A 16,653-nucleotide genomic window follows, 5' to 3' on the forward strand; every position below is an offset into this window, starting at 1 on the left:
CCGCCGTGTACGGGCCCGTACGCACGTGTGGTGTGAGGGGACAGGTAGTCAGCTAATGGCTACCTTCCCACTCGATTTGAGAAAAGTTTCATTGACCACCCATTCACGGATGGTATCCGACGGCAGATAAAAACGGCCGGCTACCAGGGACAAGCCATACGTGTTCAGATAGGCGGAATCGGCCAATTTAAGATTCAATTCAAAGTTATCATCCCGGGTATCCTGGTTATACCTGAAAGTACTTAAATTGGTACCCCTTCCGGACGGAGGACTATAACTCAGGCTGACTTTTTCCACTCCGCTTTGCTGTAACAGCTGTTGCCGGAACGATTCCCATTTTGTCTGGCTGCTGCTGTCATCAGGAAGACTAACGGTTACAATGGCCTCTTTATTAAAACCCAAAGGGGCGCTGCGAAAGAAATTCATCTGGCTTATCGCAACCAGCACGCCTACGATCAATGTTTGGGCGATAGCGAACTGGCTGACGACCAGCACCCGACGCAAGAAAATTCCCTTCGGGTTGCCGCTGGTAGCCATTTTGTTCTTCAGGGCTGTTATAGGTCGGAAACCAGAGAGTACAATTGCCGGGTAGGCGCCGGAAACCAGGGTTACTATTATGGCGGTCAGGAACATAAACTGCAAGGCGCCGGTTGAATGGAGCGGCTGTAAGGGCATCGACCCATTTATTAACTGGCCGGCAAATGGGGACAAACTGGTGACCAGCCCTATTGCCAGTATAACGGACATGCCTACTAATAAACCCGTCTCGCCCAGGAATTGCAAGGCCAGTTGCCAGCGCTGGCTGCCCAATACTTTCCGTATTCCAACCTCCCGGCTACGTGTTACGGCTTGCGCAGTGGCCAGGTTGATAAAATTGATGCAACCAAGGGCCAGTAAAAATATGCCTATCAAAGAAAGGGCCCAAAGGGTTTTTTTATTGGCAGTCCGGTCTCCAAAATTGCCATAATTACCGTTGAAATGAATATCCGGTAAGGGCTGCAATGAAAAAAAATCTGTCTGGTTGCCCCGGTTTTTTTTCTGGAAGGCAGGAAGGAGCCGGTTCACCTGTGACACGGCAAGATGCTGAGGCAGCAGGATATAACACTGGAACTGACTGCTAACCGTTCCCCAGCCTTTTCCCTTTAACCTCCCTTCGATGGTGCCAAAAGAAATCACTCCGGTCATGGGGAAATCCGTATTTGGGGGAGGGTTTTCCAGAATGCCTTTTACCGTTAGTATATATGGATCGTCGGTCATGATCGTTTTACCGATCGCATTTTCCCAGGAGCCAAAATATTTCTCCGCCGTTTTCCGGGTAAGTGCAATCGTGTTGGGTTGGGACAATACATTCGCCGGACTTCCGGACAACCAGGTAAAATCGAAAAGGTCAAAAAAAGCAGGTTCTGTATAAAAAAGGCCATTTTTTTCCAGAAAACGCGCCGGTACCGCCCCTTGTTGTTGCGGGGGAATGGTGATCTGGGTATTGCGGGAACCCATTATGGAAACCACCTTTTCCAGCTGAGGAAAATCGTTTTTAAAAGCCTGGGGTAAGGGATAGGGTACCCCGCATTGGTATTCTACACCCTCCGGGTAGCGGAAGTCCGAAACGACCCGGAAGATCCGACCGCCCTTTTGGTGAAAGCCGTCAAAGCTCAGTTCATAACGGACGATCATAAACAGGGCGAGGCTGCATGCAAGACCCAGCGTCAAACTCAGGATATTGATAAAGGAAAAGACTTTGTTTTTCCTGAAATTCCGGAAGGCAATAAGCAGATAGTTTTTGAGCATGGAGGTGAAAGTTGGATGAATGATAGTTGGTTGCTCATTTTCGCTCTAAGAACATGCCAATTTCGTAAAATGCTGAATGTCAATTTAATGCTTTGTCTCTTTCGAATTAGAGTGTTCATCTCCGCTACAGCCGCTGACCGGTTTAGGAAATTAGAGGGTCATAATAACCACCGTCATAATAAACTAAAAAAGGGCTGCGGTTTAAAATATACCACAGCCCTTTTCAGGGTTTTCAGAAACGATTTATTATACGGTTGCCGCTGCAGGCGTATGTTTCACCTCTTTCATCGCGTCATCGACATTTACACCCAAAGCCTGGGCCACGGCCATACCAAGCCCGATATCGGCCCGGAAAAAATGGCATAATTGACGATTGATGATTTCCCCGCGTTTGGGCCCGGAGATGCCGCTCATGGCTCCGGTTATATTACTGACCAGGTTTTTTTTATCCTGAGGGCTCAGAACATCGCGATAAAAAATACCCGGCTGTGTGTAATGGTCGTTTTCTCCATTTCCGTCTATGCGCATATGACCATCCCTTTCATAGTTGTTCACCGCATAAGGACAGCGGTTCACCGGGATCTGTTCGTAGTTTGCACCGAGGTGGTAACGGTGGCCATCCGGATAGGAGAGCACTCTGCCCTGTAACATCTTGTCCGGAGAATAACTTATGCCATCTACTACATATGCCGGTGCAAAAGCTGCCTGTTCCACTTCTGCAAAATAGTTTTTTGGCACTTCGTTTAGCTCCAATACGCCTACATCGATCAGCGGATATTCTTTCTGAGACCAGGTTTTGGTCAGATCAAAGGGATTGAAGGGATGTTTGTCCGCCTGCTCCAGGGTCATGATCTGGATCTTTACATGCCATTGGGGGAATTCCGCTTTTTTTCTTCGCTCATAGTAATGATTTGAAAAGGTGGAAAATGGAATTTATCATTATGTCTTTCTGAAGTTCGGATATTTTTCCGATTGACAAGATCGATTAATTATATCTTTGCATAGAATTAATCTATAAGTTGCCCGGATAAATAATTTGCCGGATAAATTGAACCCCATGACACTTGTTCAACTGGAATATATCGTAGCCGTGGATATTCACCGCCATTTTGCCACTGCCGCCGAACATTGTTTTATTACCCAACCGACCTTAAGTATGCAGATCCAAAAGCTGGAAGAGGAATTGGGTTTAAAGTTATTCGACCGAAGTAAGCAACCTGTCATCCCCACCGAGGCCGGCCGGGAAATTCTGGATCAGGCCCGGAAGATCCTCTCGGAAGCCGGAACTATCCAGGAGATTGTACAAACCCGTAAAGGAATCCTGACCGGGGAGCTCCGTATCGGTATCATCCCCACCCTGGCCCCTTATTTGTTACCCTTATTCGTACAGGGCTTTACGGCAAAATATCCACAGATCAAGCTAGTGGTGAATGAACTGACCACGGAGCTGGTCATCGCCCGTTTGCGGGAGGGAAGGATCGACGTAGGTATCCTGGTAACCCCGCTTCAGGAAAACGGAATCCGGGAACATGTTCTTTTTTATGAAGAGCTGCTCGTATATGTATCCCGGAAAAATGCGGCCTATAAAAAAACCTATATGCTCACCCAGGATATCGATCCCAATAAGTTATGGCTGCTGGAGGAAGGACATTGTTTCCGCTCCCAGATCGTACGTCTCTGCGAGCTTCGCAAAGCCAGCAAGGAAGGAAGTCATTTCGATTATGAAGCAGGAAGTCTGGAAACGCTTCGCCGGATGGTAGAGTTAAATGACGGGATCACCATTTTGCCGGAACTGGCGGCAATGGATCTTACCACGCGTCAATTGCAGCTGGTCCGCCATTTCAAACGGCCGGCCCCGATGCGCGAAGTGAGCCTGGTGGTCCACCGGGATTTTGTCAAACAGCGTCTGGTGGAGGCACTCAAACAGGAGATCATTAAAGCTGTACCCGATAAAGTTCGCCAGAATAAGAACCAGCATGTGATCCCGATCTGATCCCAATCTGATCCCGATATAATTGGGACCTCCCATTTCCCTATCCCCGGCATTTGACCTGTTTACCCCAAACCCTGTTTCCCGTTTAACCGGAAGCATGTATCTTGCGGCCCAAAGTTGGACCTTATTTATGGCGATAAAAAAAATTCTATTGACCCTATTGGGTGAAAAAAGATACCTGACACTGCTGGCGGGCACCTTTCAACGCCTTTTTTCCACAGGGTTACTGGGGAAGGATTACCAGGATGTCTATTTTCTGAAGGAGTTCATCCGGGAAGGGGACTGGTGCGTTGATATTGGGGCACATCTGGGGTATTATACCCTGGAACTGAGCCGGTTGGTTAAAAACTCCGGAAAAGTGATCGCCATCGAACCCATGCCTAAATTCAACAAAACCCTGCAGTTGCTTCTTGAGAGCAAAAAGGCAGACAATGTTATACTTCACCAGGTTGCTTTGGGCGGAGATGGGGACTTTGTAGAAATGGGTATCCCCCAGGTAGGCAAAACCAAAAAGTTTGCTTATGCCCGGGTCATGAAATACAGCGAACATTTTCAGTATATAGAATCGGTAAAGGTAAAGAATGAGACCGGCGATGCCCTTTTGAAAGAAGTTCCCCGTCTCGATTTTATTAAATGCGATGTGGAAGGATTGGAAGTTCAGGTTTTTTCCTCCATGGCCGATACCCTGGCCCGTCATCACCCCATCCTGATCTGTGAACTCGTATCCAAGGAAGAGCGGATCAAATTATTCGATCTGATCAGGCACCTGGGTTACCAGCCTTATCGTTTGGAGAAAGGAAGACTGCATTACCTGGATGTCCGTTCGGACGATACCGTCATCTCCCATAATCATTATTTTATTCCCCAGGAAAAACTGGAACGATTGGGGCACTTGATAGCTTAGGGCTTCAACAAAAAAATGCCCCGAAAAATATTCGGGGCAAACCTTATTTGTTAAAAAGTTAAGCTCTTATGGTTAAAAAAGTCCGTCTATATCATTTGTTTTTTTCATATGTAGTAATTTAAAAATTATAATGCTCGATAACATTAATCAAATTTAATATAAAAGTTGACAATTATTAATATTTGATAGCTAAAAGATTTAAAAATTGATTTAGGTTGATTTGAAGCCTTATCTTCTTCTTAAATCTCCTCCTGACCACTTTATTGCCAATTTTTCAAAATTTTCCATAAATGTCGCGCTTCCTTCTTCTACATCATTCTGTCTGTAGTCAATAAACGAACGATATGCAATGAAATATTGTTGCATTATCGTTTTTAATGAATTTTTAGAGACTTCTTCATCGGCAAAACCTTCATTTATAGCAATAGCAACCTGTTCAAAATAATTCAAAACAAGAATTACTGACTTTCGTGCGGAATGCAAATTGAATTTTTTTGACCACTCTTTTAAAGCTTGATTATTATGGGGTGATATTTGTTGAAGCTCCTGGATTAAAGGGTCTGTCAAATAAAACAATCTTGATTTTTGGAGATGAATCGTCATTTCTGAAGACACCAGTCTTCTGCAAATTTCAAAGCTATTAAATTTCTTCTCAAATTCTTTTTTTGCAATGCCATCATCCCTTTTTTGTGTCTGTTCAAAAACGAATTTTTCATAATCGAAGGCCAATTTAATCTCATTTACCTCAATGTTAAGCCTTAGATTTTGGGCGTGGTATAAGCAAGTGACTGCCACAATCCCTGCTGAAAAGATGACAGCAACATCTCTTAATTCAACTACAAACACCCATTTATATAAGTGGGTAAATACAAAGAGCAGTAAAAAAAAGGCACTGACTATGCATGTTAACCCTAATCCTTTTTTGAAGCTGGAGTAATAAATATCTTTTTTAATTTCTCTTTGGTCCTTTAAAGACAGGTGTGGTGGTCTTAAGTCTTCAATATTCTTCATTTGTGTCTAATTTAAGTTTGGCTAAAGCCAGGAAATAATCTATCCCCTATAGAAACACGCAAATGATGAAGAAGAACTATTGATTTCGTGGAAATATTTATTAACAGAATTTATCTTACGATTCTGTATTTGAGAACATTTTTTTTCACTTAAGAACAACTTACCCTCACAATTTCAACAACGAATCCAGCTTCTGATGAAAAAGGGGAAAATTACCCAGATCATTGTGGCTTCCGCCTTCAATGGGGATAAACTCATCGCCTGTTTTTAATAAAGGTTTTAACCGCTCTGCATTACTGAAGGGGATCAGACCATCTTTTGTTCCATGAAAAATAGTTACAGGCGCGGTAACGGAAGGCAGCCGTTCGTTGGTAGGCAAGTGATAATGAGCCATCTTGCCGATAGGGTATACCGGAAGATAATGACGATATACGGATTCCATACTGTAGTACGCACATTCGAGGATCAGCCTGCGGCAATCACGAACGGATGCCAGTTGTGCCGCAACCCCAGTTCCGAAACTTTTACCATAAATGACAATCTGAGTAGGAGTATAACGGCTACGGGCCAGTTTGTATAAGACCAGAGAGTAATCGTATAATTTTTGCTCGTTAAGTTTACCGGTACTTTTGCCAAATCCGGGATAGTCCAGCATCCAGACCTCATATCCTGAACGCGTAAAGTCGGGTACATGCCTGGCGTACCAGGTGATATTCTTTTTGTTTCCGTGAAAGTAAAGGACCACTCCTTTCGGGGACCCGGGACGGGAGATGGAATCGTGGTAGATTTTGTTTTTTCCGGGAAAAGTATCTTCATTAGCCGCTTCAGCGGTTTTAAATTGTATAATATTCAGGTTGGTTTCCTTATCGTAAGGGATGTTCAGTTCGGTATAGGGTTGTTGCCCGAAATCGTATTTTGTTTCTTTTTTTACTACCTCCGGATGGAGCAACAGTTTATCCTGCCCGTAATAGAAGGCAATACCTACGATACCATAAATAAGGAATAGTATCTTGATCCAGCGGAATACCCCCCTGCCCCCTGCAGGGGGAGTTGGAGAAAGCGTTGCATTTGGGTTAGTTTCAATCTTTTCGTTTCTTTTACTCATCTATATCTTTTTACTCATTTCCTGAAATCCATACGCTTGAGCGGCAACAAAAGTAACGAAGTCAGATCAGTGTTCAACGTGAAGTTCTTTGAAGTATTCCCCCTTTAGGGGGTTAGGGGGCCAATATATCCCGGATAAAATTATGATACTCCGGGAAGGTATTTAAGTTGTTATGCCGGCCCCCATGAATACGGATCAGGGTGACCCTGGTTGGATTGAGCTGCTGGAGCCGTTCGCTGTGCCGGATCGGGATCAACCAGTCCTTTGTTCCGTGAATAATATAGGTATGGCAGCGGACCTTTGGCAGCCACAGATCAGTCCGGAGGTGATAACGCAGGACCCAACGAAGAGGAAGAATGGGTAGAAAACGTTCCACCACTTTTTGGAAATTGTAATAAGGTGAATCCAGGATGAGGTAACGGGGCTCGTTGTCGGCCGCAATTTTGGCGGCAAACCCACTGCCGATGCTCCTGCCGTAGACCAGCATATGCTGGGCGGGGCACTGGGCGACCAGGGTGTCGTATACGAACTGAATATCGTTCAGCATGTCTTTTTCTCCTCTTTTTCCCGTGCTTTTGCCGAACCCCCGGTAGTCCACCAGGACTACATCATAGTTGTACCGGTAAAAATCACGCGCATATTTTGCCCAGCCTTTTATGCTGCGGGTATTACCATGGAGATAGAGGATCAGGCCTGCCGGATCGGGCCGGAAGAAATGCAATCCGTTGATCCGGACGCCGGGCGATACATCAAAGAAAAGTTCTTTAAAGGGAACATCGTACTTGTATTCAAAACCTTCGGGTAGTTTTTCAGGCTGGAAGATGACCTTGTCCTGGATGAGATAAACGATCACCAGTATGGCCGCATAGATAAGAACGATATATAGAAGATCGTGAAGTATAACCATACAACGGGCGATTGGCTCCTTGTACAGCAATATAAGTCATTCCTTCCTGAATACGCCTTTTCTTCCCTTATCCTAATAGTCCGTATTGGTGCGTTTGAGATTAAAGTTGGGAACCGGCGAAACGATCAAAGGGAATTTTTCGATGGTCACATTGGAAGGATCCAATCCGAAGCCTCTTTCTTCCGAAAGACTCAGCTCTTTCAACCAAAAGTATAGTTTCATCACCACCCGCTCAAAGAAAGGCAGTTCGTTATCCTGGCTCAGGTATTTTTCCATGACGATGAACTGGAAATCACCCACTACATTGTTCCTTTCCAGGGATTCATACCGGCTGGTGATATTCACTTCCTTATTATTGACCAGGTCTTCCACCACCTTACGGAACATCAGGTTGAGTTTGGGTTCAACCCGGAAACCGAGACGGAATTCCACACGGATAATATCATTGGGGATGATATGATCCACTGAATATTCGGCCGTATAAGGATCATCCAGGGTATCAACATGGACAAACCAATAAATATCGGAACGCTTGGGTTTTTTATTAAGGATGGAATAAATGATCTTATGTTCGATCTCTTTCGGATTATTCGCACTGGTCATATAGACCAGGTGAGTGGCGTATTTGGCAACTGTCCGGTCATTGCTCAGTTCCTGGATCTGGGGAATATAATTTTCCATCCGCACGAATTCCACATACCTGTTCTTGATCTTGCGGGCCCTGAACCAGACATACATCACTGCAAACAGACCGCCGCCTACGATCAGGGTGACAAACCCGCCGTGAGGGAATTTATCCAGGTTGGCAAAGAGGAAACTCAGTTCGATGCTAAGGTAAACGGTAAGGTATAGATAGATTAGGATCTTGTTGGTTCTTCTGGAAATAAGATAGTTGGCAAAAAGAATGGAGGTAGCCAGCATGCAGAGCGTGATGGCTAGTCCATAGGCGGCTTCCATATGAGCGGAGCTTTGAAAGTAGATCGTGATCCCGCAGCATCCTATAAATAACATGAAGTTGATGGCCGGAATATAGGATTGCCCCCTCTCTTCGGTAGGGTAGTTGATCCGCAACTTCGGCCAGAGATTCAGACGCATGCTTTCACTGATGAGCGTAAAGGATCCTGTTATTAAGGCCTGGCTGGCAATGACGGCGGCCGCAGTGGCGATAATGATCCCGGGAACCAGGAACCAGCCCGGCATAATGCTGTAAAATGGGTTTCCCTGTGCGGTATCGAAGGTCCTGCCTTTATATTGCACAAGTAGCCAGGCTCCCTGACCCAGGTAGTTCAGGATAAGGCAGGCTTTTACGTAAATCCAGGAAATGCGGATATTCCCCCGCCCGCAATGGCCCAGGTCGGAATAAAGCGCTTCGGCGCCTGTCGTACAAAGAAAGACCGCACCCAAAATCCAGAATCCCTTGTGATAGGTGGTCAACAATTCGATGGCATAATGGGGGCTCAGGGCCCTGAAGATACTCAGGTCATCCACGAGATGTCCGCAACCCAATGCAGCCAGCATGGAGAACCAGACAAACATGATCGGACCAAACAATTTTCCAATGGAATCGGTACCGAATTGCTGCAGGAAAAAGAGGACCACCAGGATACAAAGAACAATATATACGATCGTCGTCTGATCAATGTAATGGAAAGCAGGGAGTAAACGCAAACCCTCAATGGCAGAAGTGACGGAAATCGGAGGGGTAATCATCCCATCGGCCAGCAATGCTGCGCCGCCTATCATGGCCGGAAGGACCAGCCATTTCCGTTGACGCCTGACCAATGCATAAAGGGAGAAAATTCCGCCCTCCCCATTGTTATCGGCTTTAAGGGTCAGCCAGACATATTTCACGGTAGTTTGGAGGGTCAGGGTCCAGATGATGCAGGACAAGGACCCCAGGATCAGCTTTTCTTCGATGATCCTGCCATGGATAATGGCGTTCAATACGTAAAGGGGGGAAGTTCCAATATCGCCGTAAATAATACCTAACGCAATGACAAGGCTTGCGAAACCTACTTTGTTGATCTGTTTGCTCACTACTGAGGCGGTTTTATATTTGTACCATAGGGCTTTTCTCTTTACGGGCCTTAGGCCTACCAACGTCGATTCGTAAAGTAATATTGTTATCCGGGGGCTCTCCGGTAATTTTGTAAAGGTATAGTGAATTAAACAAAATAGACCGGGCAATTTTGTAAGAATCCGGGTAATTGCGGCATTTTTGTAAATGCTCCGTTCTTCTTTATGGATTCTTTACGGATCTTTGGGCCGGAAAAGCCCGGAAATTTTAGAGAAACGGTAACAGCTAAGGACAAAACTTTTAGCTATCTTACAAAAGGATTTGGTGGCAGGCAACCACCGCTGACGATTGTTCGTGTATAAAGGATTACGAAAAAAGGGTATGGGAAAATATCCCCTTTTTCCGTAACGAAATTAATAACTGTATCCAGCGGCCTTGGGCCTTGGATACTATCGGGCTTCGCCCGATAAAGAAAATATAAAAAAGTGTAGAAAAAATTATGAAGAGAATTCTGTCATCTCTGCTCATAGCCTTGGTGCTGGTTACTCCCCGCCTGGTGACGGCACAACAGATCATTTATTCGGAGCCTGAACGCGAAGACAGCCGGCGCACCAATTTTGAGATCATTGGAAAGATCGGCGGTAACTTCCTGGTATACAAGAATAACGGTTCCAGCAGCGCCGTCAGTATCTATGATAACAATATGAAACTGCAGCAAAGGGTGCCGCTGGCCTTTATGCCGGATAAATACATAAATGTCGATTTTGTTGCCTATCCGGATTTCTGTTACATGATTTATGAGTACCAGCACAAGAATATCATCCATTGTTCGGCCGTTAAACTGGACGGTTTGGGGCAAAAAATAGGGGAGCCCATGGAGCTGGATACTACCCAACTGGGTTTTGCCGCCAACAATAAGATCTATACTACCGTGGTCAGTGAGAACAAACAACGGATCATGGTCTTTAAGATCAATAGCAAGAACCCCAAGAACTTCCTGTTCACCACCTTTCTGTTCGATGCCAAATTGAGCCTGGTGGACCGCCACCGGATCAATCTTCCTATGGGGGAACGCAATGAATTGTTCACCGATTTCCTGCTGGATAACGAAGGACAGCTGATTTTTGGAAGATTTCTGCGCAGCGGCAGCAATGATTTTATTTCAAAAGCCACATTGGTTACTAAAGGGCCCCAGGCGGACAGTTTTTCCGTAAAGGATATTGGTGCCGGGGACCGTATCCTGGATGAGATCAAAATGAAGGTGGATAACAATAACCAACGTTACATTATTACCGGGTTTTATTATAAGCAAAAGAAAGGCAATATTGAAGGATTGTATACCGTCGTTTGGGATAAGGCAACGGATAGCCGGGTAAAAGAAACTGTGACTATTTTCAATGAGGAATTGAGGGCGCTGGCTAAAAGTTCCGATGCCAGTATCCGGATGGCTTTTAATGATTTTTTTATAAAACATATTATTACCAAAAAGGACGGCGGTTATCTGATGGTGACTGAATCGCTTTATACGACCTCCAGGGGTAATATGTTCAACCGCTGGGATTATATGTATAACCCCATGTATTCTCCCGGTGGCTTCTATTCTCCTTATTACTACAGCCCTTATTATAATCCGTGGAATCGTAATTACGGAAATTATGCCACGCGTTACCATGCCGAAAATATAATGGTTCTGTCTTTTGATAAGGATGGTAATCTGGATTGGAGCGGTATTATCCCCAAAAGCCAGTTCGATGACGAGACGGAGAATCTGATTTCCCATATGGTGATGAATACGGGAGGAGAATTGCATTTTCTGTTCTCCCAATATGAACGCCGTAACCTGCTGCTGAACGATCAAAGTATCGCGCCGGATGGAAAGGTGACACGTTACCCCACCCTCAAGAACCTGGATAAGGGCTACGATTTTATGCCGCGTTATGGGAAACAGGTGAGCAGTTGGGAGGCGGTTATTCCTTGTATGTACCGGAACTATCTTTGTTTTGCGAAGGTTAATTTTTGACCACTAAAACTACAATATCCAGGTGATTGGCATCTTTAAGCAGAAAAACCCGGGCAATGCCCTGCTTTTATTGGTTTATGCGCTTGTGTTGAAATTTTCCATGTTCCTGCACCCGGTTATTCCCGCACTGCATCCGGAGGACAATTATTTGTACCGGGCTATCCTGCGGGCGCTGGACACCGTTTTTCACCAGGCGCCCCTGATGTATGCCATACTGACCTTTCTGATCCTCTTTACCCAGGCCACCCTTTTCAACAGAATCTGTAATCATCACAAATTATTCCCCCGCCAGAACTTTCTCCCGGGAATGGCTTATATCCTGATAACTTCCCTTTTGCCCGATTGGAATCATTTTTCGGCCCCCCTGCTCATCAATTCTATCATGATCTGGGTTTGGTACCGGATGATCGAAATGTATAACAGCCCCCGTCCGGGAGCCACCATTTTTAATATCGGGGTTTGGGTAGGGATCGTTTCGCTTCTTTATGTGCCGGCAGTCGCCTTTTTATTACTTGTCCTTTTCGGATTGATCACTCTGCGGCCTTTCCGGATCCGGGAATGGCTGGTTGGGGTGCTTGGTTTTACCTTTCCCTATTATTTTTTGTTCCTGGTCTTATACCTGAGCGGGCAATGGAACTGGAAGAACATGCTGCCCCATCTGGTTTTTACCGTTCCCGCCTTACCGACTTCCATCTGGACGATTTTGGGCATGGTCTGGCTGGTCGTTCCTTTTATTATTGGGGGCTATTTTGTTCAGAATAACCTGAATAAAGTGCTGATTCAGATCCGCAAAAGCTGGAGCCTGCTGCTCCTTTTCCTGGTGGTGGCCGTCCTGGTCATCCTGCTCAACCGGGCAAATTCCTATGAGAACTGGATTGTCATGGCCGTACCCTTTGCCGCCTTTCATGCAGGCGCCTATTTCTATCCCAACGGAAAAACAGGTCCTCTTGTATTGCATTGGCTGATAGTAACTTATATCATTGCCATGAATTATTTTCTATAGGAATCGGGAACCGGAACCGAACATTTTCCTGCGAATCTAAGACCGTAAACCTCCTTCCACCCGGACAATTACCGGGCTCAATTCAGGATGATTACCGGTAATGTTGTAACTTTGGGCGGTAAAAAATTCGTTCAATTATGAAGTTTGGAGTCGTCGTTTTCCCCGGATCGAATTGTGACCGCGATATGCAGGATGCTCTTCAGTATGATCTTGGCCAGGAAGTGATCATGTTATGGCATAAGGACACAGACCTCAGTGCTTTTACGATTGAGGATTGTATCGTGCTTCCCGGCGGTTTTTCTTACGGGGATTATCTCCGCTGCGGGGCTATTGCACGGTTTAGTCCCATTATGCAAAGCATCCTGGAATTTGCTGCAAAAGGCGGAAAGGTGTTGGGGGTTTGTAACGGATTCCAGATCCTATGCGAATCTCATTTGCTTCCCGGTGTGCTTCTTCAGAATGCCAATCAGCAATATATCAGTAAAAATATTTACCTGCGGGGACTGGGAGACCAGGATAAGGCGCTCATGATCCCGATCGCTCATGGCGAAGGACGTTATTATGCCGATGATAAGACCCTTGATGAATTGGAAGCGAACAACCAGGTGATCTACCGGTATACAGACGCTCAGGGGCAGATCAATGCGAATGGCAATCCAAATGGCGCTCTCCGGAATATTGCCGGAATCTGTAATAAGACCCGCAATGTTTTTGGAATGATGCCCCATCCGGAACGCGCCTGTTCGGAAGCCCTTGGCAATATCGACGGAAAAGCCATTCTCCTGACCCTTTTCCCTGCCATTATCCAGGAATCGAAGACCGAAGGAAAAAAAGCAGGTTCCGTGAGCAGGGAAGCCGTTTCCGCCGGATAATCAGCCATTATTAATCTTGTTTGCCCATATTGCCTGTCTTTTGGTCAGCCCAAATCTTCTGTTCGTCATTTTTTAGTGTTTTTGTAACATTTGTTAGCAGAACTTTAGGTGTACTTTATCGTTTGGTACAAATGACAAGGGTTTAATCATTACGTACTGTCAGTTTTAAATGAATAAATTAAGAATATGAAAAAAATAGCATTTTTGGGTTTAGCGTTGCTGACTGGCGGTCTGGTAATAGCTCAGTCAAGTAAAGAAGTTAATTGGGCTTATTCTGCTAAAAAGATAGCAGATAAAACCTACGAAGTACGCATGACCGCTACGATCGGCGGCGATTATCATCTTTATGCCCAGGATGCCGGCGGAGAAGGCCCTTTACCTACCAGTTTCTCCTTTAGCAAAAGCCCTTTGTTCACCCTCGTCGGAAAAGTTAAAGAGGAAGGCAAACTCGTAACCAAATATGAGAGCGCCTGGAGTCATGATGTAAAATATTATGAAAAAAGCGTGGAATTTGTACAGGTAGTCAAACTGAAGACTAATGTAAAGACCGATCTGAAAGGTAAGGTGGAGTTCATGGTTTGTAATGAACATCAATGCCTGCCTCCCACAGATGTAGATATAAAAGTGAATATCGGCGGGTAATAGCCGGCTTGTCGCCTGGATGACGAATTTTATAAAATTAAAACGGGTTCTTTGCGAAAGGGACTCGTTTCTTGTTTTACCGATTATAATTCCAAAAACCTTATCCGGGATCCGTTAATGATTTTCACTGTCTTTTTTTAACCCTTTCATTTTCATGAACAAAAAGATACTTTTATTCCTTCCTGCGTTTGTTTGTCTTTTTCAGATCTTTTCTTTCGCACAAGGCGGTTCTTCCGGAGTTTCAGCAAAAAAGGATACGAGTGTCCCTGCCGTAAGCTGGGAATTTTCAACTACGACTAAAGCAGCGCAAGGCCCGGGATTGTATACCTTGGTCCTGCATGCGAAAATTCAGCCCGGTTGGAAATTGTATTCCACCACGATGACAGATGATCTGCCCAATTCAAGGGTATCGCTGGATAGCTCGGTAAAAGGAAAGATTCTGGGAATAGAAGAAACGGGGAAACTGGAGCAGAAAAAAGATCCCCTTTTCGAGAACGCAGAGACCCGCTATTTTGAGAAGGATGCGGAATTCCTGGTGAAAATAAACGCTACGCTGCAAGCTCCAGGCGACAAGCAAGGAGAAGGGCCCGGCTTAAAAGATATAAAAGGTGTAATAACCTTCATGGCTATCCGTGGGGACTCGGTCGTCGGTCCGCAGGAGGTCCCTTTCCGGTATGCTTATACGGCTGATGGCGGGCTGATCTCCAAATCGACTACCCTGCAGGAATCAGCAACTTCTGCTTCGGGTTTGAAAAAAGGCACCATCGATCTGGCCAACCCCGTGAACAAATGCGGAGGGACAGGAACAGAGGACAGCAAATCAAAAAGTCTTTGGGGGATCTTTATTTTGGGGTTTCTCGGAGGGCTGGTGGGTTTGATCATGCCCTGTACTTTCCCTATGATCCCGTTAACGGTTTCCTTTTTTACAAAAAAATCAGCTACCCGTTCCAAAGGGATCTTTAATGCCTTCATGTATGGGTTCTTTATTTTCCTGATTTACGTCCTGCTCAGTCTTCCCTTTTATTTTTTAAAGGCGAGCAGTTCGGGGATCCTGAATAATATCTCTACGAATGTTTGGTTGAACGTCGGTTTTGCCGTTGTCTTTTTTGTTTTTGCGTTGTCCTTTTTTGGTCTGTTTGAAATTGCCCTTCCCAGCAGTATTTCCAATTCCGTCGATTCCAAATCCGGTATCGGCACTATGGGGGGAATATTTTTTATGGCCCTTACGCTGGCCATCGTTTCATTTTCCTGTACGGGGCCGATCCTGGGTTCCTTGCTGGTAGGAGCCTTCGATCAGAATGGCGGAGCGATCCAACTGACTTTTGCCATGGCGGGTTTTGGCTTGGCCCTGGGATTACCCTTTGCCCTTTTTGCTCTTTTCCCCAATTGGCTGCAATCCTTGCCCCGCTCCGGCGGCTGGATGAATACCGTAAAGATCGTTTTTGGATTCATTGAACTGGCCCTGGCCATTAAATACCTTTCGAATGCCGACCTGGTCACGCATTGGGGATTACTAAAAAGAGAAACGTTTTTTGCTATCTGGATCCTGATCGGGCTTGCCCTGGTCCTTTATCTGCTTGGGATCCTTAAATTCCGCCATGATCCGCCTCCCTCCAAATTAAGCAAAGGAAGGATTCTTATCGCCCTGGTTTTCCTGGTCTTTGTAGTATATCTGATTCCCGGTATTACCAATACCCGTTATGCCAATCGTTCCCTGATCAGCGGTTTTCCTCCGCCCTTGTCCTATAGCATTTATGGTGCTCATTCATCCGCAGGAAAAGGGCTGGAAGCGAATTTTATCAATGACTATGATAAGGCACTTGCACTTGCCCGGGAACAACACAAACCTTTGTTGATCGATTTCACAGGTTGGGCCTGTGTGAACTGCCGCAAGATGGAAGAAAATGTATGGCCTCAACCCGGAGTGAAGGAATTGATCGAACAAAATTTTGTATTGGTTTCTCTTTATGTAGACGACCGGAAAGTCCTTGCCGACGATCAGCAATCCCTTTTCACCACAAGTGACGGAAGCAAAAAAGAGATCCGGACTGTTGGAGACAAGTATACGACCCTGCAATCGGAGAATTTTAAGAATGCTTCACAACCTTTGTACGTGGTGATCAGCCCTGACGAAAAACTGATGACCCTGCCGGTTGGTTATACCCCGGATGTAAAAGCTTATAGTGATTGGCTGCAATGCGGGTTGGATGCATTTAAGAAGAGCGGGCAGTGAACAATGACCATTTAGACATAAGACAATTAAAAAAGGGTCGCTATATTTTACAATAGCGACCCTTTTTTTACCAAGGCGCCGTAAGAGGCGCCGGCCAATAGGCCCAGACATAAGACAATTAAAAAAAGGTCGCTATATTTTACAATAGCGACCCTTTT

13 protein-coding genes are annotated in these 16,653 nt (G+C 45.4%); 7 read left to right on the top strand and 6 right to left on the bottom strand.

All coding sequences use genetic code 11. From position 1 onward, the window contains the following. Positions 1-48: 48 nt before the first annotated feature. Together ACX0G9_RS30360 and ACX0G9_RS30365 are read right to left on the bottom strand one after the other, a co-directional pair. Positions 49-1,788, bottom strand: a complete 1,740-nt coding sequence (locus ACX0G9_RS30360; protein WP_459068751.1) for an ABC transporter permease — start codon at positions 1,786-1,788, stop codon at positions 49-51. A gap of 246 nt (positions 1,789-2,034) precedes the next feature. After that, positions 2,035-2,721, bottom strand: coding sequence for a catalase (locus tag ACX0G9_RS30365; RefSeq protein WP_459068763.1), 687 nt, complete (start codon positions 2,719-2,721; stop codon positions 2,035-2,037). A 124-nt stretch (positions 2,722-2,845) separates the two neighbouring features. Here ACX0G9_RS30365 and ACX0G9_RS30370 point away from each other — a divergent pair, with 124 nt between their 5' ends. Continuing rightward, on the top strand, positions 2,846-3,781 hold the full coding sequence (locus ACX0G9_RS30370; RefSeq protein WP_459068752.1) for a LysR substrate-binding domain-containing protein: 936 nt from the start codon (positions 2,846-2,848) through the stop codon (positions 3,779-3,781). Between the two features lie 130 nt (positions 3,782-3,911). Continuing rightward, positions 3,912-4,685, top strand: coding sequence for an FkbM family methyltransferase (locus ACX0G9_RS30375; RefSeq protein ID WP_459068753.1), 774 nt, complete (start codon positions 3,912-3,914; stop codon positions 4,683-4,685). 228 nt (positions 4,686-4,913) lie between these two features. Here ACX0G9_RS30375 and ACX0G9_RS30380 read toward each other — a convergent pair whose 3' ends face one another. The 4 genes from ACX0G9_RS30380 to ACX0G9_RS30395 form a co-directional block, all read right to left on the bottom strand. Beyond that, positions 4,914-5,696 carry a DUF4760 domain-containing protein gene (locus tag ACX0G9_RS30380; protein WP_459068754.1) on the bottom strand — a complete coding sequence of 261 codons (783 nt, stop codon included), beginning with the start codon at positions 5,694-5,696 and terminating at the stop codon, positions 4,914-4,916. A 166-nt stretch (positions 5,697-5,862) separates the two neighbouring features. Further along, positions 5,863-6,801: an alpha/beta hydrolase gene (locus tag ACX0G9_RS30385; protein WP_459068755.1), complete on the bottom strand. Its 939-nt coding sequence runs from the start codon at positions 6,799-6,801 to the stop codon at positions 5,863-5,865. A gap of 112 nt (positions 6,802-6,913) precedes the next feature. Beyond that, positions 6,914-7,708: an alpha/beta hydrolase gene (locus ACX0G9_RS30390; RefSeq protein WP_459068756.1), complete on the bottom strand. Its 795-nt coding sequence runs from the start codon at positions 7,706-7,708 to the stop codon at positions 6,914-6,916. A gap of 72 nt (positions 7,709-7,780) precedes the next feature. Continuing rightward, the gene (locus tag ACX0G9_RS30395; RefSeq protein WP_459068757.1) at positions 7,781-9,745 is read right to left on the bottom strand and encodes a KUP/HAK/KT family potassium transporter; all 1,965 of its coding nucleotides are present in this window, start codon (positions 9,743-9,745) and stop codon (positions 7,781-7,783) included. A gap of 479 nt (positions 9,746-10,224) precedes the next feature. Here ACX0G9_RS30395 and ACX0G9_RS30400 point away from each other — a divergent pair, with 479 nt between their 5' ends. The 5 genes from ACX0G9_RS30400 to ACX0G9_RS30420 all read left to right on the top strand — a co-directional run bounded on the left by ACX0G9_RS30400 (position 10,225) and on the right by ACX0G9_RS30420 (position 16,495). Further along, on the top strand, positions 10,225-11,745 hold the full coding sequence (locus tag ACX0G9_RS30400; RefSeq protein WP_459068758.1) for a hypothetical protein: 1,521 nt from the start codon (positions 10,225-10,227) through the stop codon (positions 11,743-11,745). A 22-nt stretch (positions 11,746-11,767) separates the two neighbouring features. Beyond that, the gene (locus tag ACX0G9_RS30405) at positions 11,768-12,748 is read left to right on the top strand and encodes a DUF6427 family protein (RefSeq protein ID WP_459068759.1); all 981 of its coding nucleotides are present in this window, start codon (positions 11,768-11,770) and stop codon (positions 12,746-12,748) included. Positions 12,749-12,885: 137 nt separating this feature from the next. After that, the gene (purQ, locus tag ACX0G9_RS30410; protein WP_459068760.1) at positions 12,886-13,620 is read left to right on the top strand and encodes a phosphoribosylformylglycinamidine synthase subunit PurQ; all 735 of its coding nucleotides are present in this window, start codon (positions 12,886-12,888) and stop codon (positions 13,618-13,620) included. A gap of 186 nt (positions 13,621-13,806) precedes the next feature. Then, positions 13,807-14,262: a protein-disulfide reductase DsbD domain-containing protein gene (locus ACX0G9_RS30415; protein ID WP_459068761.1), complete on the top strand. Its 456-nt coding sequence runs from the start codon at positions 13,807-13,809 to the stop codon at positions 14,260-14,262. A gap of 154 nt (positions 14,263-14,416) precedes the next feature. Continuing rightward, on the top strand, positions 14,417-16,495 hold the full coding sequence (locus ACX0G9_RS30420; protein ID WP_459068762.1) for a protein-disulfide reductase DsbD family protein: 2,079 nt from the start codon (positions 14,417-14,419) through the stop codon (positions 16,493-16,495). Positions 16,496-16,653 lie beyond the last annotated feature (158 nt).

It is taken from the genome of Flavitalea flava (assembly GCF_054461575.1).